The 26,803-nt window shown below is 70.2% G+C and carries 1 protein-coding gene; it reads right to left on the reverse strand.

Annotated elements, in window-relative coordinates:
- Positions 1 to 61 precede the first annotated feature (61 nt).
- Positions 62 to 26,755 (reverse strand): type I polyketide synthase, encoded by a 26,694-nt coding sequence (locus tag OG205_RS19355; RefSeq protein ID WP_330277630.1) that lies wholly within the window; start codon positions 26,753 to 26,755, stop codon positions 62 to 64.
- Positions 26,756 to 26,803 lie beyond the last annotated feature (48 nt).

Genomic DNA, 26,803 nt, shown 5'->3' on the forward strand with positions numbered 1-26,803 from the left:
TCCTCAGAAAACCGGCGGCCGGTCACCCCTGGGGAAGTGACCGGCCGCCGGGAGTCCCGGATCAGTCGGTGTGGCCGTCCAGCGCGGCCTGAATGAGGTCGTCGACGCTCATCTCGTCGATGTCCTCGTCCGTCTGAGCCGTTCCCTTGCCAATGAGCTGCATCAACGGCTCCAGCACACCGATCTCGCGCAACTGGGTGAGCGGCACCCGTGCCAGCAGGCCGCGGATCTCCGACTCCTCCGTGTCCACCACGGCCGCATCCGGGATCAGCTCGGTCAGCACGTGCGTCGCGAGTTCCTCCGGTGACGGGTGGTCGAACACCAGCGTCGACGCCAGTGCCAGGCCCGTGGCGGCGTTGAGCTGGTTGCGCAGTTCCACCACCGCGAGAGAGTCGAACCCGAGGTCGCGGAACGGCCGATCGGGGCGTACGGCATCGACGTCGGCCTGTCCGAGCACCTCGGCCGCCCGTGTCCTCACTAGTTCCAGCACCTCGTCGTGCCGCTTCGCCACGGGCAACGCCAGCAGCTTCTCGCGGAACGCGCCCTCGGCGACCGGGGCCTCTACCGCGGCCTCGGTAGCGAGCTCGCGCAGCAGCGGGTTCGGCCTGAACCCACCGGAGAACCTGCCCTTGTCGACCGCCGCCACGACCGCCGTCGCCAGACCCTCGCCGACGAGTTGCCGCAGAGCGACACACGCCAGCACCGGGTCCATCGAGGCGATACCGGCACGTTTGGCGTTGGCCAGCGCGTCCTCGGTGTCGGCCATGCCGCCGCCACCCCACGCACCCCACGCGATCGACGTCGCCGCGAGACCCTGGCCCCGCCGGCGATCCGCGAGCGCGTCGAGCATCGCGTTGGCTGCCGCGTAGTTCGACTGGCCGGGGCTGCCGACCGACGACGACGCGGAGGAGAACAGCACGAACGCGTCGAGGTTCTCGGTGAGTTCGTCCAGCAGCAGTGCCGAGGTGACCTTGCTGCGGAACACCGCCTCGAACCGTTCCGGCGTCATCTTGTCCAGCACACCGTCGTCGATGATGCCGGCGGTGTGCACAACGCCCGTCAACGGCTGTGGGAGCACGGAAAGCATTGCCTGCAGAGACTTCCGGTCGGCCACGTCACACGCGGCGATCGTGACGTCGACGCCCAGACCGACGAGTTCCGAACGCAACTCGTCCGCCCCCGGCGCGCTCAGCCCGCTGCGGCTGACCAGAACAAGGTGCTCGGCGCCGTTCTGGGCGAGCATCCGGGCGACGTGGCCGCCCAGCGCACCGGTGCCGCCGGTGATCAGGACCGTGCCGCGTGGCTGCCACTCCTGTGCCGGCACAGGTGCCGGTGCGGTGACCAGTCGCCGGCCGAACAACCCGTTGGACCGCACCGCGACCTGGTCCTCGCCATCGAGTCCGGAAAGGACGGACGTGAGCCCGTTCGCGACCCTGTCGTCGATGACTGCCGGCAAGTCGATCAGGCCACCCCAGCGTTCGGGGTGTTCCAGCGTGACGACCCGGCCGAGGCCGTGGATCGCGGCCTGCGTCAGGTCCTCGAGAGCCGTTCCGTTGACGGCGGCTCCGTCACGGGTCGCACACCACAGCGGGGCGTTGATGCCCGCGTCACCGAGCGCCTGGATCAGCGCTGCCGTCAGCAGCACACCGGCGGGTGCGCTGCCCTCACCGACGTCCGCACGTCCGAGCAGTGACAGCACACCGGTGAACGACGTGCCCAGCGAGCGCAGTTCGTCCGCGATGGCCTCGCGGTCCGGCCTGGTGACGTCGATCCGCACCACGCTCACGCCGAGCGAGTCGATGACCGCGTCGCTCCAGTCGTCGGAACCGGCCGTCACCGCGAGCCACGTGCCTGCCAGTTCACCGGACCTGTTGGTGTCCAACGGCTTCCAGGTGATCCGGTGCCGCCAGCTGTCGACGAGTGCGTGGTCGGTGCGCTGCTTGCGCCAGTCGAGCAGCGCGGGCAGCACCTGCGACAGCGCGTCGGTGTCGACGCTCAGGACGTTCTGCAGCGACCCGAAGTCCTCGCCCTCGACCGCGGCCCAGAACGCCGTGTCGTCGCTCGCCGGCGCGGCGGGCTTTGCGGAGCTGACCATGGTCGACGGCCAGAACCGCTGGTGCTGGAACGCGTAGGTCGGCAGCGTGATCCTGCGGCCTTGTGTGCCGAAGAACCCGGCCCAGTCGACCTTCACGCCGCGGATGTGCAGGCGGGCGAGCGCGCCGACGATCGACTGCTCCTCGTCACGGTCCTTGCGCAGCAGCGGGATCCCTTCGACCAGGCCGGACAACGTGGCGTCCGGGCCGAGCTCGACGAACGTGGTGACGCCGCGTCCGGTGAGGGTCCTGATGTTGTCCGCGAATCGCACCGCTTCCCGCACGTGCCGCAGCCAGTACTCGGGGTCGGTCACATCGCCTTCCGCCACCACGGGAATCCGCGGCTGCTGGAACGTCAGCGACTCCACAGTGGACCGGAACTCGTCCAGCATCGGGTCCATCAGCGGCGAGTGGAAGGCGTGCGAGACGCGCAAACGCTTGGCCTTCCAGCGCTCCGCGATCGCGACGACGGCTTGTTCCGGTCCGGCGATCACGACCGACTCGGGGCCGTTGACCGCCGCGATCACCACACCGTCGGTGAGGTGCGGCAGGACGACGTCCTCGCTGGCCTGGACCGCGACCATCGCACCGCCTTCGGGCAGCGCCTGCATCAGCGCCGACCGCATGGTCACGAGCTTCGCCGCGTCTTCGAGGCTGAGCACCCCGGCGACGTGGGCGGCCGCGATCTCGCCGATCGAGTGACCCGCCAGGAAGTCCGGCTTGAGGCCCCACGACTCGGCGAGGCGGAACAACGCGACCTCGACGGCGAACAGCGCGGGCTGCGTGGTGCCGGTGAGGTCGAGCGCGTCCTGGTCGTCGCCCCAGACGATGTCCTTCAGGCCGGGGTCGAGGTGGCTCAGGACCTCGTCGAACGCCGCCGCGAACACCGGGAACCTGGCGTGCAGCTCCCGGCCCATGCCGAGGCGCTGCGAGCCCTGCCCGGCGAACAGGAACGCGAGCTTGCCGGAGCGCGCCACCTCGTCGCGGACGACCAGGGGGTTGCGGACGTCGGACGCCAGCGCGGCCAGCGCGCCGGTCAGCTCCTCGCGGCTGCTCGCCAGCACGACCGCGCGCTGGTCGAACGAGGCGCGCGTGGTGGCCGCCGAGCAGGCGATGTCGATCAGGTCGGCGTCCACGTCGAGCAGGCGCGCGGCCTGGTCACGCAGGGCCGACGGCGTCCGCCCGGAGACCAGCACCGGCAGTACGTCGAAGTTATCCACAGATCGCTGAGCGGCCCCTTGACCAGCACTTTCGTCCGGTACGCTGGAAATTGGGGGGATCCCCAACGCTCCCGGCGCTTCCAAGATCACGTGCGCGTTGGTGCCGCTGGCGCCGAAGGATGACACGGCGGCGCGTCGTGCGCGGTCAACGGCAGGCCACGCCGTGCGTTCCTGCAGCAGCCGCACCGCGCCGGCGGTCCAGTCGACGTGCGACGAAGGCGTCTCGGCGTGCAGGGTGCGAGGCAGCTCGCCCGCCCGCATCGCCATCACCATCTTGATCACGCCCGCCACACCGGACGCCGCCTGCGTGTGGCCGATGTTCGACTTGACCGCGCCCAGCAGCAGCGGCGCCGACCGGTCCTGCCCGTAGACGCTGAGCAGGGCCTGCGCCTCGATCGGGTCGCCGAGCTTCGTGCCAGTGCCGTGCGCCTCGACCGCGTCCACATCGGACGGACGCAGTCCCGACGCGGCCAGCGCCTGCCGGATGACCCGTTGCTGGGCCGGTCCGGACGGGGCGGTCAGGCCGTTCGACGCGCCGTCGGAGTTGATCGCCGAGCCGCGCACGACCGCGAGCACCTCGTGGCCGTTCCGCTGAGCATCCGACAGCCGCTCCAGCACCAGCATGCCGACGCCCTCGGCCCAGCCCGTGCCGTCGGCGCTGTCGGAGAACGCCTTGCAGCGGCCGTCCTCCGACAGCGCGCCCTGGGCGCTGAACTCGATGAACCCGACCGGCGTCGACATCACGCACACGCCGCCGGCCAGTGCCATCTCGCACTCCCCCGTGCGCAGCGCCTGGGCCGCGAGGTGCAGCGAGACCAGCGACGACGAGCATGCGGTGTCCACCGAGACCGTCGGGCCCTGCAGGCCGAACGTGTAGGCGAGGCGGCCGGACAGCAGCGACGCGGACTGCGCGGTCTGCCACTCCAAGCCGGTCTCCTCGGGCGACGGCCGGTACTCGCCGCTGCCACCACCGACGAACACACCGGTGACGCTGCCACGGATCGTTGCCGGGTCGACACCCGCCCGTTCCAAAGCCTCCCAGGCGGTTTCGAGCACGATGCGCTGCTGCGGGTCCATGACCATCGCTTCGCGCGGCGAGATCGAGAAGAAGTCCGGGTCGAAGTTCGGCACGTCGTAGAGGAAACCGCCGCTGCGGGTGACGCTCTGTCCACTGTAGAGCGTGGCGAGGTCCCAGCCGCGGTCTCCGGGGAACTCCCCGATCGCGTCGACGCCGTCGAGCAGCAGCTTCCACAGGTCTTCCGGCGACCGCACGTCACCGGGATAGCGGCAGGACATGCCGACGATGGCGATCGGGTCGTCGGTCACGGTCCTGGTGACGAACTCGACTTCCTCCGCGCCGCCGAGGAGTTCGGTGAGCAGGTGCTCGGCGAGCTCATTCGGTGTCGGGTAGTCGAACACGAGTGCGGCGCTGAGCTGCAGACCCGACTCGGTCTGGATCTGGTTGCGCAGGTCGACGGCGGTGAGCGAGTCGAAACCGAGGTCGCGGAACGGCACGTCCGGCTCGATCGCGTCGGTTCCGTTGTGGCCGAGGACCAACGCCGCCTTCTCGCGGACGAGGGTCAGCAGGGTGCCGTGCCGTTCGTACTCGGGCAGCCGTTCGATCACCTGCTTGAGAACCGGCTCGACGACTGTCTTCTCCTGCACGAACCCGCTGAACAGCGTGCTGGGCTGCTGGAACGTGCTCCAGTCGACGTTCGCGACGACGACGTTCGTCCGTCCACTCGCGACCGCGCTGTGCAGTGCCGCGATGGCGTTCGGGGCGTCGAGGACCGGGATGCCGCTCATCCGCAGATGCGCGGCCATGCTCTGGTCGGTCGTGCCCTCCCACGGCGAGTACGCGATGGAGGTCGCTTTGAGACCACGGGCCTTCCGCTGCCGCGCGAAGTCCTCGACGATCGCGCTGTGCGCGGCCTGCTGGGCCTGGCCGCGGAAACCCCAGGTCCCGGCGACGGAGCCGAAGACCACGAACGCTTCCAGGTCCCGGTCGCCCAACTGCTCGTCGAGCTGCCTCAGGGAATCGGCGCCACCGAGGTGGATCACCGCGGTGACGTCGTCGGTCAGGGTGTCGGTGGTGTTCTCCAACGCCCTGAGCTGCTCGCCCATCGGGCCTTCCGCGCCGACGAGCAGGATCTTGCCGGTCGGCGTCCACGGGGTGGTGGCCTCGATGCGGCGCAGTCGTGGCACGAACGCGCCTTCGTCGTGGAAGGCAACTTCCTTTTCCTGCAACGGAATCGCCCACGCGTCGGTGTCGACGCGGATCAGGCCGCCCCAGCGTTCCGGTTGTTCCAGCGCGGCGACGCGGCCTTCGCCCCAGACAGCGGGTTCGTCGCTGACACACCACAGCGGGGCCGTGATGTTGTTCTCGGCCAGCGTGTTCAGAATCTCGAACGGGCTGGTACTGCCGGTCGCGATCACGCCGGCGTAGTCGCCGGGCACGAGTTCCGTGACGGTGTTGCCCGTGAAGCCCACGGTGTCGCCGATCGCGAGCCAGGTGCCTTCGGTCGTGGTCCGGACCTGCTGCTGCTCCCACACGACCTCGTACAGCCAGTCGTCGGTGACGGACTTCGGCGTCGTGGTGGGCCAGAAGCGTTCGCGCTGGAACGCGTAGGTGGGCAGCGGAACGCGCTTCGCGGTGGTGCCGGCGAAGTACTCCGACCAGTCGACTTCGGCGCCGCGGACGTGCAGCGTGCCGAGGGCGAGGGCGAACGCGCTGACCTCGTCGCGGTCCTTGCGTTGCGTGGCAACGGCGCCGTCGACCATCGCGGCGAGCACGCCGTCCGGGCCGATCTCGACGAACGTGTCGATGTTGCTGAGGCTCTGGACGTTGTCGTGGAAGCGGACCGTGTCGCGGACGTGGTTCACCCAGTAGTCGACGGTCGTGACGTCGCCGGTGGTGGCCATCGGGATGCGCGGCGGGGTGAACGTGATGCCTGCGATCGCCGCGCGGAAGTCGTCCAGCATCGGGTCCATCAGCGGCGAGTGGAACGCGTGACTGACGGTGAGCTGCTTGGTCTTCTCGAACTTCTTGGCGATCTTGGCGACTGCGGTCTTGTCACCGGCGATGACGACGCTGTTCAGGCCGTTGACCGCGGCGATCGACACCTTCTTGGACTTGCCGAGCTGCTTCCTCACCTCGGCTTCGGTGGCGAGGACGGAGACCATCGCGCCGCCGGCCGGGAGTGCCTGCATGAGCGCGGCGCGGGCGGTGACGAGCTTCGCCGCGTCTTCGAGGGTCAGCACGCCGGCGATGTGCGCGGCCGCGATCTCGCCGATGGAGTGGCCGGCGACGTGGTCGGGCAGGACACCGAGACTCTGGACGAGCCGGGCGAGCGCGACCTCGATCGCGAACAGCGCGGGCTGCGTGGTGCCGGTCTGGTTGAGCTGCTCCTCGTCCTCGCCCCAGATGATGTTCCTGAGGTTCGGGTCGAGGTGGGCGAGCACCTCGTCGAGGGCCTGCCGGAACGTGTCGAACCGCTCGTAGAGCTCACGGCCCATGCCGAGACGTTGCGAGCCCTGGCCGGTGAACAGGAACGCCGTCGTGCCCGCCTTGCGTGCCACACCGCTCGTGACTTCGACACCGTCGATCAGCAACGCACGGTGCGCGAACTGCGCCCGCGTCGTCGCCGCCGAGAACGCCAGGTCGAGCTCATCGGCCTCGACCCCGCGGAACCGGTCGATCTGAGCGCGCAGCGCATCGGAGGACTTCGCCGAGACAACGACGGGGGCCCCCTTGGGGGGACGCGAAGTCCCCACTCCAATCGTCGCACGAGAGGCCGGCGACTCCGGGCCGGCAAGATCGACAACTGCCGAGTTGTCCACAGGCGCTGAGTTGTCCACAGATTCCTGCGCGACGCCCTGACCTGCGTTTTCGACGGGTACGCTGGAAATTGGGGGGATCCCCGCGGTCGGCGCTTCCAAGATCACGTGGGCGTTGGTGCCGGAGAGGCCGAACGCGGAGATGCCGGCGCGGCGTGGCTGACCGGTGGCCGGCCAGGCTGTGTTCTCCGTGAGGAGCGACACCGGGCCCGATGTCCAGTCGACGTGCGAGGTCGGCGCGTCAACGTGGAGCGTGCGGGGCAGGACGCCGTGGCGCATCGCTTCGACCATCTTGATGACGCCCGCGACACCTGCGGCCGCCTGCGAGTGGCCGATGTTCGACTTCACCGAGCCCAGGTAGAGCGGCTCCGAGCGGTCGGCGAACGTCGCGAGGAGCGCCTGAGCCTCGATCGGGTCGCCCAGCGTCGTGCCGGTGCCGTGCGCTTCCACGGCGTCGATGTCGCTCACGGACAGACCGGCGTCCGCGAGAGCGCGGCGGATTACGCGCTGCTGCGAGGGGCCGTTCGGGGCGGTGAGGCCGTTGGAGGCGCCGTCGGAGTTGACGGCCGAGCCGCGCACGATGGCCAGAACCTCGTGACCCGCAGCGATGGCGTCTGACAGGCGTTCCAGCACGAGGATGCCCGCGCCCTCGGACCACGCCGTGCCGTCCGCGCCGTCGGCGAAGGCCTTGCAGCGGCCGTCCGGCGCGAGTCCGCCCTGGGTGGTGAACTCGACGAACGAGTCGGGGCTCGACATGACGCTGACACCGCCGGCGAGAGCGAGAGAGCACTCACCGGAGCGGAGCGCGCGCATCGCCCAGTGCATGGCGACCAACGACGACGAGCAGGCCGTGTCGATGGTGACGGCGGGTCCTTCGAGGCCGAGGACGTAGGACAGGCGGCCGGACATCACCGACGCCGTGTTGCCGGTGGCGAGGTAGCCCTGGATGTCCGGGTCGAGCGAGCGGCGCAGGACGTTCTCGTAGTCCTGGCCGTTCGTGCCGACGAACACGCCGGTCGCGCTGCCCTTCAACGACAGCGGATCGATGCCGGTCCGTTCCAGTGCTTCCCAGGCGGTTTCCAGCACGAGGCGTTGCTGCGGGTCCATCGCGAGCGCTTCCCGCGGCGAGATGCCGAAGAAGTGCGCGTCGAAGTCCGCAACATCGCTCAGGAAACCGGCTTCCAGAGACGCTGACGCACCAGCGCCCAGCGCGGCCAGGTCCCAGCCGCGATCGGCCGGGAACGAGCTGATGCCGTCGCCGCCGGAAGAAACGAGGTCCCAGAACGCTTCCGGCGACGTCACGCCGCCGGGGAAGCGGCAGCCGATGCCGACGATCGCGATCGGATCGTCGTCGACCCGCTTCGTGATCACCTCGGCGGGAACGTCGCCGACCTCGCCCAGCAGGAAGTCCGCCAGGTCGTAGGGGGTCGGGTAGTCGTAGAGCAGCGACGCGGGCAGCGTCAGTTCGGTCGCGACCTGGAGGCGGTTGCGAAGTTCCAGCGTTGTCAAGGAATCGAAGCCGAGGTCGAGGAACGCGCGGTCCGGATCGACGTCGGAGGCGTTGCCGTGGCCCAGAACCGCGGCGATCTGACCGCGTACCAGGTCCAGCACCGCGCGGTTGCGTTCGGCCTTCGACAGGCCCGCCAGCGCCTTGCGGAACTGCGGCTGCTCGTTCTCGACGACCTTTTCCGTGGTGTGGAAGCGTTTGACCTCGGGCAGGTCGCCGACCAGCGGTGCCGGGCGCAGACCGGCGAGGGCGGGCAGGAACCGTTCCCAGTCGATCTCGGCGACCAGTACGGCCGCGTCGCCGTGTTCGATGGCCTGTTGGAGGGCCTGCAACGCGAGTGCGGGCTCCATTGGCGTGAACCCGCCGCGCTTCAAACGTTCCGCGACGCCACCCGCGACGGCCATGCCGGCCCCGCCCCACGGTCCCCACGCCACCGAGGTGGCCGGAAGTCCCTGCAGGCGGCGGTGTTCGGCGAAGGTGTCGAGGAAGGCGTTGGCCGCGGCGTAGTTGCCCTGACCCGCGCCGCCGATGACGCCCGCGGTCGACGCGAACAGCACGAACGCGTCGAGGTTCTCCGTGAGCTCGTGCAGGTTGCGGGTCGCGTGGACCTTGGCGCGCAACAGGTTCGTGAACGACGTGGCGTCCATCGACTCGACGAGGCCGTCCTCGACGACTCCCGCCGCGTGGAACACCGACGTGACCGGGTGCTCGGCGAGGAGTGCTGCCAGTGCGTCGCGGTCGGCGACGTCGCAGGCCTTGACGATCACGCGCGGGTCGTCGAAGTCCGCGGTTCCGGTGCGGCTGACGAGGACGACTTGTTCGGCGTCGTGTTCGAGCAGCCACCGTGCGACCTGCTTGCCGATCGCGCCCGTGCCGCCGGTGACGAGCACGCGGCCCGGCCGGTAGTCGCGGTGCAGCGCGCTCGGGGTGCTGTGGATGAGGCGGCGGGCGTAGACGCCGGACGGCCGCACCGCGACCTGGTCCTCGCCCGTGCCGGCCAGCACGCCGGGGATGCGGCGCGCGGTGTTCCAGTCGAGCTGTGCGGGCAGGTCGATCAGGCCGCCCCAGCGCGTCGGGTGCTCCAGCGCGATGACGCGGCCGAGGCCCCAGACCGTGGCGCTGTCCGGGTTCGCGATCTGCTCGCCGCCGCCGACCGACACCGCGCCGCGCGTCGCCACCCACAGCGGGGCGTCCTGTCCGGCGTCGCCGAGTGCTTGCACGACAACGGAAGTGCGGACCAGTGCGTCCTCGGCCTCGGCGTTGATCGCGAGCAGCGACAGCACGCCGGCGTAGTCGCCGTGGACCTGTTCGGCGAGTTCTGTTCGGGTGGTGGCGTTGACCGTGACGGTCTCGACGCCCAGTGCCTCGATCAGCTCGGACGCGTCGTGTTCGGTGATGACGAGCCAAGGACCGGTGAGGGTCGTCGACGTCGTGATCGGCTTCCAGGTGACCGCGTAGCGCCAGGAGTCCACAGTGGATTGCTGCTTGCGCGAACGCCACTGCGCAAGCGCGGCGAAGTCCTCGCGTTCGACGGCGGCCCAGAAGTCGTCGTCGACGAAGTCGCCTTCGGTGGCGGTCGCGGTGACGGGCTCCGGCCAGAACCGCTGGTGCTGGAACGGGTACGTCGGCAGCTCGACCTCGGCCGTGGCGCCCGCGAAGTACGCGGACCAGTCGACGGTCGTGCCGCGCACGTGCAGGCCCGCGAGCGCGGTCAGCAGCGTGACTACCTCGTCGCGGTCGCGGCGCAGCGCGGGGACGAGCACCGCTTCTTCGGTGAGCGACTCCTGGGCCATGCCGGTGAGCACGCCGTCCGGGCCGAGTTCCAGGAACGCCCGCACTCCCTTGGTTTCCAGCTGCGTGACGACGTCGGCGAACCGTACGGCGTCGCGGACGTGCCGGACCCAGTGGTCAGATTGTTGAACAATCCCGCCAGTCAACAAAGGAATCGTCGGATTGTTGAACGAAAGCCCGTCGACGACGGCGCGGAACTCGTCGAGCATCGGCTCCATCAGCGGCGAGTGGAACGCGTGGCTGACCTTGAGCCGCTTGGTCTTCTCGAACCGGCCCGCGATCGCCTCGGCTTCGGTCTCGTCACCGGCGATCACGATGCTGGTCGGCCCGTTGACGGCGGCGATCGAGACGCGCTCGGTGAGCAGCGGCGTGATGTCGCTTTCCGTCGCCTGGACGGCGATCATCGCGCCGCCGGCCGGCAACGCCTGCATGAGACGGGCACGGGCGGAGATCAGCGCGCACGCGTCGTCCAGGTTGAGGACGCCCGCGACGTGCGCGGCGGCGATCTCGCCGATGGAGTGGCCGGCCAGGTAGTCCGGGGTGATGCCCCACGACTCCACGAGCCGGTAAAGGGCGACCTCGATCGCGAAGATCGCGGGCTGGGCGTAGCCGGTCTGGTTGAGCTCCTGCTCGTCCTCGCCCCACATCACGTCACGCAGCGGGCGGTCGAGGTCCGCATCGAGATAGGCGCAGACGGCGTCAAGGGCGTCCGCGAACAACGGGTAGCGCTCGTACAGCTCACGTCCCACGCCGAGGCGCTGCGAACCCTGACCGGTGAACAGGAACGCCGTGCGGCCGCGCGCGGTCTGCCCGCGCACGACAGAACTGGACGGCTGGTCATCGCGCAACGCCGTCAGGCCGCGCACCAGTTCGTCGCGGTCGCTCGCGATGACGACGGCGCGCCGCTCGAACGTGGACCGCTTGGTGGCGAGCGATGCCGCCAGGTCTCCGAGGTCCTCGTCGATGTCGATGAGGCGACCGGCGACCTGCTTGAGGGCCTCGTCCGCGCGCGCCGACAGCAGGACAGGCACTGCACCATTCGGCGGAATCGATTCCGATTGGCCGGCCCCCTGGGGGGAACTACCCCCCATCCCAATCATCTCAGGCAGGTCTGACAATTCCGGCTGAGTCGCCTGAGCTGGGGCTTCTTCGAGCACCACGTGGGCGTTCGTGCCGGAGAGGCCGAACGACGAGACGCCGGCACGCTTCGGGTGGTCGGTCTGCGGCCACGACTCCTCGGTGGCGAGGAGCTTGATGGAGCCCGAGGACCAGTCGACCTTCGTCGAGGGCTGGTCGACGTGCAGGGTGCGCGGCAGTACGCCTGCCCGCAGTGCGAGCACCATCTTGATGATGGACGCGACGCCGGAGGCCATCTGGGTGTGGCCGATGTTCGACTTCATGGAGCCGAGCAGCAGTGGTTGCGCGCGGTTCTGGCCGTAGGTGGCGAGCAGTGCCTGGGCCTCGATCGGGTCGCCCAGGGCCGTGCCGGTGCCGTGGCCGTCGACGGCGTCCACTTCGGACGGTTCGAGGCGCGCGTTGGCCAGGGCCTGGCGGATCACTCGTTGCTGTGACGGGCCGTTCGGGGCGGTGAGGCCGTTGGAGGCGCCGTCCTGGTTCACCGCGGAGCCGCGCACCACGGCCAGGATGCGGTGGCCGTTGCGGACCGCGTCGGACACCCGCTCCAGCAGCACCAGGCCCACGCCCTCGGCGAGGGTCATGCCGTCGGCGGCGTCGGAGTAGGCCTTGCAGCGGCCGTCGCGAGCCAGCGCGCGCTGCCTGGAGAAGCCGACGAACGCGCCGGGCGTCGCCATGACCGAGACGCCACCGGCCAGCGCCAGAGACGACTCGCCGTCGCGCAGTGACTGGCAGGCCAGGTGCAGTGCCACCAAGGAAGAGGAGCAGGCCGTGTCGAGGGTGACCGCGGGGCCTTCGAGTCCGAACAGGTAGGAGACGCGGCCGGACAGCACGCTGGAGAGCGTGCCGGTGATCATGTGGCCCTCGTCGCCGGGCTGCTCGGAACTGCCCGCCGAGTAGTCCTGATAGGAGGCGCCGATGAAGGCGCCGGTCAGGGTTCCCTTGAGCGACTGCGGGTCGATACCGGCGCGTTCGATGGACTCCCAGGCGGTTTCGAGCAGGAGGCGTTGCTGCGGGTCCATCGACAGGGCCTCGCGCGGGCTGATGCCGAAGAAGCCGGGGTCGAAGTCCGCGACGTCGTGCAGGAAGCCGCCCTGCACCGAGTAGGCGCCGCCGGGGGCGTCCGGATCGGGGTTGTAGAGGGAGTCGCCGTCCCAGCCCCGGTCGGCGGGGAAGCCGGAGATCGCGTCGACGCCGTTCATCACGACGTTCCACAGGTCTTCCGGTGTGGCAACGCCTCCGGGGTAGCGGCAGGCCATGCCGATGATCGCGATCGGCTCGTCGGACGCGGCAGAGGCGATCACCGGAGCGGTGGACGGGGTGTCGGCGCCGAGGAGTTCGCCGAGCAGGAACTCGGTCAGCGCGAGCGGGCTCGGGTGGTCGAACACCATCGTCGTCGGCAGGGTCAGACCCGTTGCGGTGGCCAGCTTGTTGCGCAGGTCGACGGCGGTGATCGAGTCGAAGCCGACCTCGCGGAACGCCCGGTGCTCGGTCAGCGCGTCGGTCGAGGCCATGCCCAGCACGGACGCGGCTTCGGCGCGGACGAGTTCCAGCAGCTGCTGCTCGCGTTCGGCGGGCGGCAGGGTCCTGAGTTTGGCCGCGAACTCGCTGTCCGAGGTGGTGGCCTGCTCGGCGGCGACGGCGAGAGCGCGCACCTCCGGCAGCTCCTCGAAGAGCGTGCTCGGACGCATCGCCGTGAAGACCGGGTGGTAGCGGTCCCACGCTATGTTCGCGATGGCGATCTCGGTGTCGTCGTCCTCGATCGCGCGCTGCAGACCGGCGAGTGCCAGTCGTGCCTTCATGAACTCCAGGCCGCTGCGGCGGATCTGGTCGGTGTCGACCCGTCCGAGGCCGATGTCGTCGGACCAGATGCCCCACGAGACCGAGGTGCATCGCAGGCCACGCGCGCGGCGGTTGGCGGCCAACGAGTTCAGGTAGGCGTTACCGGCCACATAGGACGCGTGGTTGCCCGATCCCCACATGCCGGAGATGGACGAGAACAGCACGAAAGCGTCGAGGTCCTCGGTCAGCAGCGCGTCCAGGTGGGCGGCGCCGTCGACCTTGGCGGCGAGGATCTCGCTCAGACCCTCCACAGTGGATCCGTCGATGGAGTGCAGGCCGATCACCGCGGCGGTGTGGACGACCGAGCGGATCTCGCGGCCTTCCGCGCGCAGGTCGTTCAGCATGCGTTCGACGTCGTCGCGCTGGGCGATGTCGCAGGAGACGACCGTGGTGGGTGTGCCGAGTTCTTCCAGCTCCGCGACGAGTTCGCGGGCGCCGGGAGCGTCGAGGCCGCGGCGGCTTGTCAGCACCAGGTGCTCGGCGCCCTTGTGCGCGAAGAACCTTGCGACGTGCGGGCCGAGCGTTCCGGTGCCGCCGGTGATGATCGTGGTGCCGCGCGGGGTCCAGTCGCTCTCGGTGGGCTTGGACGGGGCCCGGACGACGCGGCGGGCGAGCGTGCCGGACGCGCGGATCGCGAGCTGATCTTCGTCACCGGCGTTGACCAGTGCCGAGACGAACCGTTGCGCCGCGCGCTGGTCGAGCTGTTCCGGCAGGTCGATGGAGCCGCCCCAGCGCTGCGGGTGCTCCAGTGCGGCGGTCCAGCCGATGCCGATCGCCTGCACCTGCGCCGGGTGGTCGACGGTGTCGGAGCGGCCGGTGGAGAGGGCGTTGCGGGAGATGTTCCAGACCGGGGCGTTGATCCCGGCGTCGCCGAGGGCGTTGATCAGGTGGACGGTCAGCAGCAGACCTGTTGGCAGGCCGAGGGTTCCTGGTCGTTCGTCGGTGGGCAGCAGCGAGACGATGCGGTCCGTGTCGCTGAGCTTGGCCGCGATCGAGGCGCGGTCGTCGTCGGCGCCGAGGACGATGCGGTGCACGTCGCCGAGTGCGGTGACCACGTCGGTGTCGTCGATGGCGTCTGTGGTGATGACGGTCGTGGTGCCGGTGAGCTTGCCGTTGTCGAGTCCGCGCAACGGCTTCCACGTCGTGCGGTAGCGCCAGGAGTCCGTTGTGGACTGGTCGCGGCTGCTCTGGCGCCAGGTGTTCAGGGCGGGCAGGACGGCGGAGAGGGTGGCCTCGTCGAGGTGCAGGCTCTGGGTGAGGGTGGCGAGGTCGGACTGTTCGACGGCCTGCCAGAACGCGGAGTCGGCCGGGTCCGAGCCGGGTGCCGCGACGGGGTGCTGCGGCGGGCCGATCCAGAAGCGTTCGTGCTGGAACGGGTAGGTGGGCAGGTCGACGCGGGTGCCTTCGAGGTGCCACTTGACCGGGTAGCCGCGGACCCAGACCTCGGCCAGTGACTGCAGGACGCGCTGCCGGCCGCCGATGTCGCGGCGCAGCGTGCCGGTGACGACGCCGCGCTTGCCTTCGAGCGCGTCCTGGACGCCCGGCGTGAGGACGGGGTGCGAGCTGACCTCCACGAACACCTGGTGTCCTGTGCCGATCAGCTGCTCGACGGCTTCGTGGAGGTGCACGGTCTGGCGGAGGTTCGTGAACCAGTACTCGGCGTCGGTGTTCGCGTCGTTCCACTCGCCGGTGACCGTGGAGAAGAACTTCGTGTGCGGAGTGAGCGGGGTGATGGTGGCGAGGTCGCGGAGGACGTCCTCGCGGATGTCCTCGACCTGGGCCGAGTGCGAGGCGTAGTCGACCTCGATGCGGCGGACCCGCACGCCCTGCTCGACCAGCTTGCCGCAGAACGCGTCCAGCGCCTCCAGGTCACCCGAGACGGCGACGCTGTGCGGGCCGTTGGTGGCGGCGAGGCTGAGGCGGTCGCCCCATTCTTCGAGGTGTGGCTGGACTTCCGCTGCCGAGAGGCCGATGGACACGATGCTGCCGCGGCCCGACATGACGCGGCCGATGGCCTGGCTGCGCAGGGCGACGACCTTGGCGGCGTCTTCGAGGCTCAGTGCCCCGCTGACCGCTGCCGCGGCGATCTCGCCCTGGGAGTGGCCGATGACGGCGTCCGGGGTGACGCCGTGGTGCTGCCAGACCTCGGCGAGCGACACCATCATCGCCCAGCTCGCGGGCTGGACGACGTCGACGCGGTCGAGGCTGCCCGCGTTGCGGATGACGTCGAGGAGGTTCCAGTCGATGTGGGGCTGCAGGGCGGCGGCGCACTCGGCCATGCGGGCGGCGAAGATCGGCGACTCGTCGAGGAGCTGCGCTCCCATGCCGACCCATTGCGAGCCCTGGCCGGGGAAGATGAACGCGACCTTGCGCTCCAGGTCGGCGATGCCCCTGGTGTCGGTGCCGTCGATCAGGACGGCGCGGTGGTCGAAGCTCGGGCGCAGGCTCAGGCTGTACGCGATGTCGGCCGGGTCGGCGTCGACCGCGCGGATGCCTTCCAGCTGTGCGCGCAGGGCGGAGTCCGACTTGGCCGACACGAGCCACGGCGCTGCTCCGTTCGGCGGAATCGATTCCGATTGGCCGGCCCCCTGGGGGGAACCACCCCCCATCCCAATCATCTCAGGGAGGTCTGACAATTCCGGAGCGCTCGAGGCTTCCAAGATCACGTGCGCGTTCGTGCCGCTGATGCCGAACGACGAGACGGCGCAGCGGCGGGCGCGGCCGGTCTCGGGCCACGTCGTCGTGTCCTGCAGCAGCGAGATGGTGCCGGGGCTCCAGTCGACGTGCGTGGACGGCTCGGCGGCGTGCAAAGTGCGGGGCAAGACGCCGTGCCGCAGGGCCATGACCATCTTGATGACGGACGCGACGCCGGCGGCGGACTGGGTGTGGCCGATGTTCGACTTCACCGAGCCCAGGAGCAGCGGGCGGTCGGCGTCGCGGTCGCGGCCGTAGGTGTTGAACAGGGCCTGGGCCTCGATCGGGTCGCCCAGAGATGTGCCGGTGCCGTGCGCGTCCAGGGCGTCGATGTCGGCTGTGGTCACGCTGGCGTTCGCGAGGGCCTGCATGATGACGCGCTGCTGCGACGGGCCGTTCGGGGCGGACAGGCCGTTCGAGGCGCCGTCCTGGTTCACGGCCGAGCCGCGGATGACGGCCAGGACGCGGTGCCCTGCGGCGAGAGCGTCGGACTGGCGCATCAGCAGGAGCATGCCGATGCCCTCGGACAGGGTCATGCCGTCCGCGGTGTCGGAGAACGACTTGCAGCGGCCGTCCTTGGCGAGAGCGCGCTGGCGGGAGAACGCGATCAGCGGCTTCGGGTTCGGCATGATCGTCGCGCCGCCGGCGACGGCGAACGCCGACTCGCCCGTGCGGAGTGACTGGCACGCCAGGTGCATTGCCACCAAAGAAGAAGAGCAGGCGGTGTCGACCGTGACGGCCGGGCCTTCGAAGCCGAACACGTAGGCGACGCGGCCCGACAGCACCGACGGCGAACTGCCGGTGACCTGGTAGCCCTCGGAACCGCCGTCACCGCCGCCGTACTCGATGTAGGAGGAGCCGATGAACGCGCCGACCTTCTTGCCGCGCAACGCCGCCGGGTCGATGCCCGCGCGTTCGACGGCCTCCCAGGTGGTTTCGAGCAGGAGGCGTTGCTGCGGGTCCATGCCGGTGGCCTCGCGGGGCGAGATGCCGAAGAACGCCGGGTCGAAGTCGCCCGCGTCCGGCAGGTAGCCGCCGGCGGTGGTGTAGGTGGTGCCGGGGCGGTCCGGATCCGGGTCGTACATCTGTGCCATGTCGAAGCCGCGGTCCGCGGGGAACTCCGTGATCGCGTCGGTGCCAGCGAGCACCATCTCCCAGAACGCCTCCGGGGTGTTCGCCTCGCCGGGGAAGCGGCAGCTCATGCCGACGATCGCGATCGGCTCGTCCGAGTCGACGTTCGCCGTGTAGGTCAGCGCCTCCTCCTCCGAGCCGAGGAGTTCGGCCAGCAGGTGGTCGGCGAGCACGAGCGGGGTCGGGTAGTCGAAGACGAGGGTCGCGGGCAACGGCAGACCGGTGGCGTCGGACAGCTTCTTGCGCAGCTCGACGGCGGTCAGCGAGTCGAAGCCGATGTCGCGGAACGCCCGGCTCTCCCCCACCTCCTCGACCGAGCTGTGGCCGAGCGTCGCGGCCGCTTCGGCGCGCACGAGTTCGACGAGCTTGCGCTTCTGGTCCTCTTCGGACAGTGAACGGAGGTTCTTCGCGAACTCCGAGTCGTCGCGCTTGACCTCCTCGACGACGGCTTGTGCCTTGACCTCGGGCAGGTCGGACAGCAGCGGCGACGGCCGGACCGAGGTGAACAGCGGGTGGTAGATGTCCCAGTTGATGTCCACGACGGTGACGCAGGTGTCGTCGTGCATCACGGCGCGGTTCAGTTCCACGACGGCCTGGTCGGGCTTCAGGAACGTGAGGCCGCGGCGTGCCAGGTTGTCGGACATCGCCTCGTGCGTGGCCATGCCGACCTCGGCCCATGGGCCCCACGCGATCGACGTCGCGCGCAGACCACGGGCACGGCGGGCTTCGGCGAGTGCGTCGCAGTAGGCGTTCGCGGCACCGTAGGCGGCCTGGCCGCCACTGCCCCACACGCCGGCGATCGAGCCGAACAGCACGAAGAAGTCGACCTCGCCGACGAGGGCGTCGAGGTTCGCCGCGCCGATCACCTTGGCGGACAACACGTTCGCGAAGTCCGGCAACTCGGTCAGTTCGAGCGGGGCGTGCTGCGCGGCGCCGGCCGTGTGCACGACACCGGACAGGTCCGGGACGTCGTTGATGACGGCGGCCAGCGCGTCGCGATCGGCGACGTCACAGGCCACAATGGACACACGTGGTCCGAGTTCCTCCAGGGCGGCCTTGAGTTCGGCGGCGCCGGGTGCGTCCATGCCTCGACGGGACGTGAGCACGAGGTTCTGAACGCCGCGCTCCGCCAGCCACTTCGCGGTCGTGGCTCCGAGCCCGCCGGTACCACCGGTGATCAGCACGGTGCCGTGCGCGGTGTAGTCGGACGGCAGTGCGTCGACCGGGCGGTGCGCGAGCCGGCGTCCCAGGACACCGGACGAGCGGACCGCCAGCTGGTCCTCGCCGTCGAGTCCGGCGACGCAGGACACGAAGCGGCGCAACGCGTTCTCGTCGGGCGCCGCGGGCATGTCGATCAGACCGGCCCAGCGCTGCGGGAGTTCGAGGGCGGCGGCGCGGCCGAAGCCCCAGACCGCGGCCTGCGCGGCGGACCGCACCTCGTCGGAGGTCTCGGCGGCGACCGCGCCGGACGTCACCGTCCAGATCGGTGTCCCGACGGACTTGACCAGCAGGATCGACTGCTCCAGACCGGTCGTGAGGACGTCCGAGGGCGACTCGTCCAGCGCCACCAGCGACACGATCAGATCGCATTCGGGCACGTCGGCGACCGAGGTGACGACCGTGATCTCGGCGCCGTGTGCGGCGAGTGCAGCGCGGTAAGGCTCGGCGTCGACGGCCGGGGTCGTCAGGACGGCGATGTGACCGGCCAGGACCGGCGTGCCCGTGACGCGGACTGGCGCCCACAGCACGCGGTAGCGCCACGAGTCGAGCAACGACTTCTCCTGGTTGCCCGCGCGCCACGACGACAGCGCCGGGATCAGGGAGTCCAGTGACGCGCTCTGCTCCTCGCCCAGCCTGAGCAGGGCCGCGAGTTCGCGGGCGTCGCCGCGTTCGATGGCCGCCCACAGCTTGGCGTCGGCCGGATCCGCGTCCGTGCCGGTCACGGCCGGAGCAGTGGAGCCGAGCGGCCAGTAGTACTCGTGCTGGAACGCGTAGGTCGGCAGCGCCACGCGTTGCGCCGGACCGAAGAAGGTCTTCCAGTCCACGGACACACCCGACGCGTACAGGCGCCCCAGGGCCAGCGCGACCGACGCCGCTTCCGAACGGTCCTTGCGCAGCACCGGAATCGCGCCCTCGACGAGCGCCGACAGCGCGCCCTCGGGGCCGATCTCCACGAACGTCGTCACGCCGGCGGCACGGGCCGCCTCGACCGCGTCGTGGAAGCGGACGGCCTCGCGGACGTGGCGCACCCAGTAGTCGGATTGTTGAGCAATCCCACCAGTGAACAGAGGGATCGTCGGTTTGTTGAACGAAAGGCCCTCGACGACCTGGCGGAACTCGTCGAGCATCGGCTCCATCAGCGGCGAGTGGAAGGCGTGCGAGACGTCGAGCTGCTTGGACTTGCGATCGCGGAACCGTTCGACGATCCCACGAACCTCGTCGCCCGCGCCCGCGATCGTCACGGACTCCGGGCCGTTGATCGCGGCGATCGAGACACCGGACGTCAGCAGCGGGGTGATCTCGGCTTCCGTCGCCTGAAGGGCCACCATCGCGCCGCCGGTCGGCAGCGCCTGCATCAGGCGGGCACGGGCCGACACGAGAGTGCAGGCGTCGTCCAGGGAGAGCACACCCGCCACGTGCGCGGCGGCGACCTCGCCGATCGAGTGGCCGACCACGGCGTTGACCTTCACGCCCCACGACCGCACGAGCCGGAACAGCGCGACCTCGAAGGCGAACAGGGCGAGCTGGGCGTTCCCGGTCTGCCGCAGGTCCTCCTCGGAGGAACCCCACATCACGTCACGAACAGGAAGCCGGTCGAGCACCTCGTCCAGAGCGGCGGCGAACACCGGGTAACGGCCGTAGAGCTCACGCCCCATGCCCAGGCGCTGCGATCCCTGTCCGGAGAACAGGAACGCCACCTTGCCCGGCACGACCTCGCCCTCGACCACGGCGGCGTCAGGGTTCTCCGTCGCCAGCGCGCCCAATGCCCGCAGCAGCGACTCACGATCAGAAGCCACCACGGCGGCCCGCTGCTCGAACGCCGAACGCGTCGTCGCCAGCGAGAAAGCCAAGTCGTGCAACGAAACATCAGACGACTCGACGTACGAACGCAGGCGCGCGGCCTGTCCTCGCACGGCACGGCGAGTACGGCCGGACAACACCACCGGCACGACGACCGAGGAAGGCTCGGACGCCGACACCTCAGCGGTCGGCGGCTGCTCGATGATGACGTGCGCGTTGGTGCCCGAGATGCCGAACGACGAGACGCCGGCGCGGCGCGGGCGTTCCACGGAAGGCCACGAACGCGACGAGGTCAGCAGTTCGACGGCGCCCTCGGTCCAGTCGACGTGCGAGGAGGCGGTGGTGACGTGGAGGGTCTGCGGCAGCACGCCGTGGCGCATCGCCTGCACCATCTTGATCACACCGGCGACACCCGCGGCGGCCTGCGTGTGGCCCATGTTCGACTTCACCGAGCCGAGCAGCAGGGGTTCGGTGCGGTTCTGGCCGTAGGTGGCCAGCAGGGCCTGCGCCTCGATCGGGTCGCCCAGGGTCGTGCCGGTCCCGTGTGCCTCGACAACGTCCACATCGGACGTTGCCAGACCGGCGTTCGCCAGTGCCGCACGGATCACGCGCTGCTGAGCAGGCCCGTTCGGGGCCATCAGGCCGTTCGAGGCGCCGTCCTGGTTCACGGCCGAGCCGCGGATCACGGCGAGCACGGGATGGCCGTTGCGCACGGCGTCGGAAAGTCGCTCCAGCACAACGACACCGGCGCCTTCGGACCAGCCGACGCCGTCGGCCGAGTCGGAGAAGGCCTTGCAGCGGCCGTCCGGCGACAGGCCGCGCTGCCGGGAGAACTCGACCAGTGCGGTCGGCGTCGACATGACCGTCACACCACCGGCCAGCGCCAGCGAGCACTCCCCCGCTCGCAGGGCCTGCATCGCCCAGTGCATCGCGACCAGCGACGACGAACACGCGGTGTCGACGGTGACCGCGGGGCCTTCCAGTCCGAGGGTGTAGGAGACGCGACCGGACACAATGGACGGTGAGGTGCCGGAGCCCTGGAAGCCCTCGAAGTCACCGCCGGCGAGCCGGGCGCCGTAGTCGTTGTACATGACGCCCGCGAACACGCCGGTCTGCGTGCCGCGCAACGAGACCGGGTCGATCCCGGCGTGTTCGATCGCCTCCCACACGACTTCGAGCAGGATGCGCTGCTGCGAGTCGGTGCCGAGGGCCTCGCGGGGGGACATGCCGAAGAACCCGGCGTCGAACTCGCCCGCGTCGTGCAGGAAGCCACCGGAGCGCGAGTACGTCGTGCCGGGGTGGTCGGGGTCGGGGTGGTAGAGGTTCTCGAGGTCCCAGCCGCGGTTCGACGGCAGGCCCGACACGGCGTCGCCGCCCTCGGACACCATCCGCCACAGGTCGTCGGCCGAACCGATGCCGTCCGGGTAGCGGCAGCCCATGCCGACGATCACGATCGGGTCGTCCGAAGCCGCGGCGCGCACCTGTTCCGGCACGGCGACATCCGTGTCGCCGGCGAACAGCTGGTCCAGCAGGTGAGCGGACAGCGCGTCGGGCGTCGGGTAGTCGAACACCATCGTCGCGGGCAGGCGCAGGCCCGTCACCGCGGTCAGCTGGTTGCGCAGCTCCACGGCGGTCAGCGAGTCGAAGCCCAGGTCCTGGAACTGGCGCGACGGCTCGATCTCGTCACCGGAGGCGTGGCCGAGCACGGCCGCGACCTGGCCGCGAACAAGCTCCAGCACGGCGTCCGACCGTTCCTCCGCACCCAGCACCGACAGGCGGCGGATCAACGTGTCCGCGGTCTCCGAACCCGAAGCGGCGCGGCGCGTGCGCATCCGGATCAGGCCGCGCAGCAACGGCGGCACCTCGCCGCGCTGCCGCAACGTCGCCAGGTCCAAGCGCGCCGGCACCAGCGCCGGCACTGAGGAGGCGACACCACGATCGAACAGGCCAAGCCCCTGCTCCACGGTCAGTGGCGGCATTCCGGTGCGTGCCATGCGTTCGGCGTCCGCGTCGGACAGCATGCCCTCGACGGCCCACGCCCCCCACGCCAGCGACACGGTGTTCGGGCGGTACTCCGCGAGCGCGTCGAGGAAGTGGTTGCCGGCGGCGTAGTTCGCCTGGCCGGCCGTGCCCCACGTGCCCGCGAGCGACGAGAACAGCACCATCGGCACGTCCGGCAGCGCCTGCGCCAGGTTCCAGGCGGCATCGACCTTGGGGCGCAGCACCGTGTGCAGACGCTCCGGGGTCAGCGACGAGATCACGCCGTCGTCCAGCACGCCGGCACTGTGCACGACGGACGAAATCTGATGCTCTGCGACAAGAGTGGCGAGCGCCTCGGCGTCCGCGACGTCACAGGCGACGACGGAGACGGTGGCCCCCAGCGCTTCCAGATCCGACACGTCACCCGTGCCGCGGCGGCTGACCAGCAGGAGGTTCTGGACGCCGTGCTCGGCGACCAGGTGCCGGGCGATGACCTTGCCCAGGCCGCCTGTGCCGCCGGTGATCAGGACCTGCGGGCCCCAGCCGATCGGCGTTTCCTCGATCTCGGCGCGGGCCAGGCGCGGCGCGTAGATCTCACCGTCGCGCAACGCCAGCTGCGGCTCGTCGGATCCGGCGGCCGCGGCGAGAGCGGCCTGGGAGGCTTCCGTGCCGTCCAGCTCGATCAACGAGAAGCGGCCCGGCGACTCGGACTGCGCCGAACGCACCATGCCCCAGACCGCGGCGGACGCGAGGTCCGAGCTGCTCGTCACGAACACGATGCGTTCGTCGCGCTCTTCCTGCAGAAGGCCGAGCACGCGCTCCGTCAGTTCGTGGACCGATGCGATGACGTTCTCATTCCCTTGCAGGGGAACGATCAGGACGTCAGCGTCAGCATCGGCCGCGGGCACCGTCACCGGCACCCAGTCGACCTTGAACAGTGAGTCGCGGTCCACGGAGGACTGCACCGCGACTGGGCGCACCACCAGGGAGTCGACGGACGCGACCGGTGCACCGGCACCGTCGACGGCGGCGATGGCGTAGGCGTTGTCGCCGGAACGGGTCAGGCGGACGCGCAGCGAGGAGGCGCCGGTCGCGTGCAGCGACACGCCCTCCCACGAGAACGGCAGTCCGGCCTCGCCCTCGCCGGAGATGATCGCGGCGTGCAGGGCGGCGTCCAGCAGTGCCGGGTGCAGGCCGAATCCGGCCGGGTCGACGCCTTCGGGCAGCGCGACCTCGGCGTAGACGACGCCGTCCTCGCCGCGCCAGGCCGATGTCAGTCCCTGGAAGACGGGCCCGTACTCGAAGCCCATCGCGGCGAAGTTCTCGTAGCAGCCTTCGGTGTCGAGCGCGGTGGTGCCGGCGGGCGGCCACACCGCGGTGTCGAAGGAGAGTTCACGTGCGGGCGCGCCGAGCACACCGATCGCGTGCTGCGTCCACGGTTCGTCGTCGGAACCCTCGGCGCGCGAGTAGATCTTGACGGTGCGGCGGCCGTTCGCGTCGGCGTTGCCGATCCACAGCTGCACCTGGACGCCGCCGCGTTCGGGGACGATCAGCGGTGCGGTCAGCGTCAGTTCCTCGACGCGGTCGCAGCCGACCTCGTCGCCGGCGCGGATCGCCAGTTCCAGATAGGCCGTGCCGGGCAACAGGACCGCGCCGCGCACGGCGTGGTCGACCAGCCACGGGTGGGTCTGGCGGGTCAGGCGGCCGGTGAGCAGTGCGCCGTCCTGGTCGGCGAACGAGACGGTGGCGGTGAGCAGAGGGTGTTGTGCGGCACCGAGTCCTGCGGCGCGCGGGTCGTGGAAACCGCCGCCGCCCTTGGGCCAGTAGCGCTTGGCCTGGAACGCGTACGTCGGCAGGTCGACGCGTTTCGCGTCGGTGTGGGCGAAGTAGGCGTTCCAGTCGACCTTGGTGCCGCGGACGTGCAGGCCCGCCAGCGCCGTGGTGATGGCCTCGATCTCGTCGCGGCCCTTGCGCAGCAACGGGATGGCGCCTTCTTCGACCAGCGCGGACAGGACGCCGTCGGGGCCGATCTCCAGGAACTGCGTGACGCCGTGGGTTTTCAGCCAGCTGATGCCGTCGGCGAACCTCACGGCCTCGCGGACGTGGGAGACCCAGTAGTCAGCGGTGGTGATCTGTTCGACGCGGGCCTGTTCGCCGGTGACGTTGGAGATCAGCGGGATGATCGGCGCTTCGAAGGTGATGTCCGCGATCGCTTCGCGGAACTCGTCGAGCATCGGCTCCATCAGCGGCGAGTGGAACGCATGGGAGACATGCAGTTGCTTGGTCTTGCGGTCTTCGAAGTGCCTTGCGACTGCGAGGGTCTCAGCTTCGGTGCCCGCGATGACGATGCTCGCGGGGCCGTTGATGGCGGCGATGGAGACGTTCGCGGTCAGGTGCGGGGTGACCTCGTCCTCGGTGGCCTGGAGGGCGATCATCACGCCGCCGGCCGGGAGGTTCTGCATGAGCCGCGCGCGGGCCTGGACCAGCTTGGCCGCGTCTTCGAGGCTGAACACGCCGGCGATGTGGGCGGCGGCGATCTCGCCGATGGAGTGGCCGGCGACGAAGTCCGGCTTCAGGCCCCAGGACTCGGCGAGGCGGTGGAGGGCGACCTCGATGGCGAACAGCGCGGGCTGGGTGTGGCGGGTCTGGTCGAGGGCTTCCTCGTCGTCGCCCCAGACGACTGCTTGGAGGTCTGGGTCCAGGTGCTGGAGGACCGCGTCGAAGGCTGCCGCGAAGACCGGGAAGCGGGCGTGGAGGTCGCGGCCCATGCCGATGCGCTGGGCGCCCTGGCCGGTGAACAGGAAGGCCTGTTTGGTTCGGGTGGCGGTGCCCTGAAGGAGGCCGGGCGCGGGGGTGCCTGCGAGGAGTGCTTCGAGGCCGGCGCGGAGGTCGCCGACGATCGCGGCGCGGTGGTCGAAGGACGCGCGGGTGGTGGCGAGGGAGTAGGCGAGGTCGAGAGCGCGCTCAGGGGCGAGTGGCCGGGCGTCGGTGGTCGCGAGCAGGCGCTCGGCCTGGGCGCGCAATGCCTCGCGGGAGCGGCCTGAGACCACGAACGGCACGGCTCCCACGTTCGGAATCGATACGGATTCACCGGCCCCCTGGGGGGATCCACCCCCCATCCCAATCATCTCAGGGAGGTCTGACAATTCCGGAGCGGGCGCTTCCTCGATGATCGTGTGCGCGTTGGTGCCGGACAGGCCGAACGACGACACGGCGGCACGGCGCGGCTGACCGGTGGAAGGCCACGGGGTGTTCGAGGTGACCAGCTGAACCGCGCCGGCCTCCCAGTCCACGTGGGTGGACGGCGCGTCGACGCCCAGGGTCTGGGGCACGACGCCGGCACGGATGGCCATGATCATCTTGATCACGCCGGCCACGCCCGCCGCGGCCTGGGTGTGGCTGATGTTCGACTTCACCGAGCCCAGCAGCAGGGGCTGCTCGGGAGAGCGGTTGCGGCCGTAGGTGGCCAGAAGTGCCTGGGCCTCCACCGGGTCGCCCAGGACGGTGCCGGTGCCGTGTGCCTCGACCACGTCGATCTGGTCACTGGTCAGGCGGGCGTTCACCAGCGCGGACTTGATGACTCGTTGCTGTGACGGGCCGTTCGGGGCGGTCAGGCCGTTGGAGGCGCCGTCCTGGTTGACGGCGGAACCGCGCAGGACGGCCAGGACCTCGTGGCCGTTCGCCCGTGCGTCGGAGAGGCGTTCCAGCACGAGCATGCCGACGCCCTCGGACCAACCCGTGCCGTCGGCCGCGTCGGCGAACGAGCGGCAGCGGCCGTCCGAGGACAGGCCGCCCTGGCGGGAGAACTCCACGAAGGTCGCCGGGTTCGCCATGACGGTGACGCCGCCGGCCAAGGCCAAAGTGGACTCACCGGCGCGCAGGGACTGCATCGCCAGGTGCATTGCCACCAAAGAAGAAGAGCAGGCCGTGTCCAGGGTGACGGACGGGCCGACGAAGCCGAGGGTGTAGGAGATGCGGCCCGAGATGACCGAGTTCGAGGAGCCGAGCAGGACCATGCCCTCGCCGCCCTCGCCGGGGCCGAGCTGGTAGTCCTGGTTCATCGCGCCCGCGAAGACGGCGGTCTGCGAGCCCTTCAGCAGGTGCGGGTCGATGCCGGCGCGTTCCAGGGCCTCCCAGGTGACCTCCAGCAGCACCCGCTGCTGCGGGTTCATGCCGAGGGCCTCGCGGGGCGAGATGCCGAAGAAGTCGGCGTCGAACTCGCCCGCTCCCTCGAGGAAACCGCCCTGGTCGCTCGACGACAGGGCAAGCATCTCGGGATCCCAGCCGCGGTCTTCTGGGAACGCACGGATGCCGTGTTCCCCGTTGACGACCATCCGCCACAGATCTTCGGGACCGCGCACCCCACCGGGGAAACGACAACCGATGCCGACCACGGCGATCGGTTCCGCCGCGGCAGCCTCGATGTCCTGCAGGCGCCTCTTGGTGCGCTGAAGGTCCGTGCTTGCCCGGCGGAGGTAGTCCCGGAGCTTCTGTTCGTTGTCCATCCCTCAACCCATCTCGAGACGCGACCTGTCAGGAATCCTCGCGTCCGG

Origin of the sequence: Lentzea sp. NBC_00516, assembly GCF_036346835.1 — a bacterium.
Lineage (GTDB): Bacteria > Actinomycetota > Actinomycetes > Mycobacteriales > Pseudonocardiaceae > Lentzea > Lentzea sokolovensis.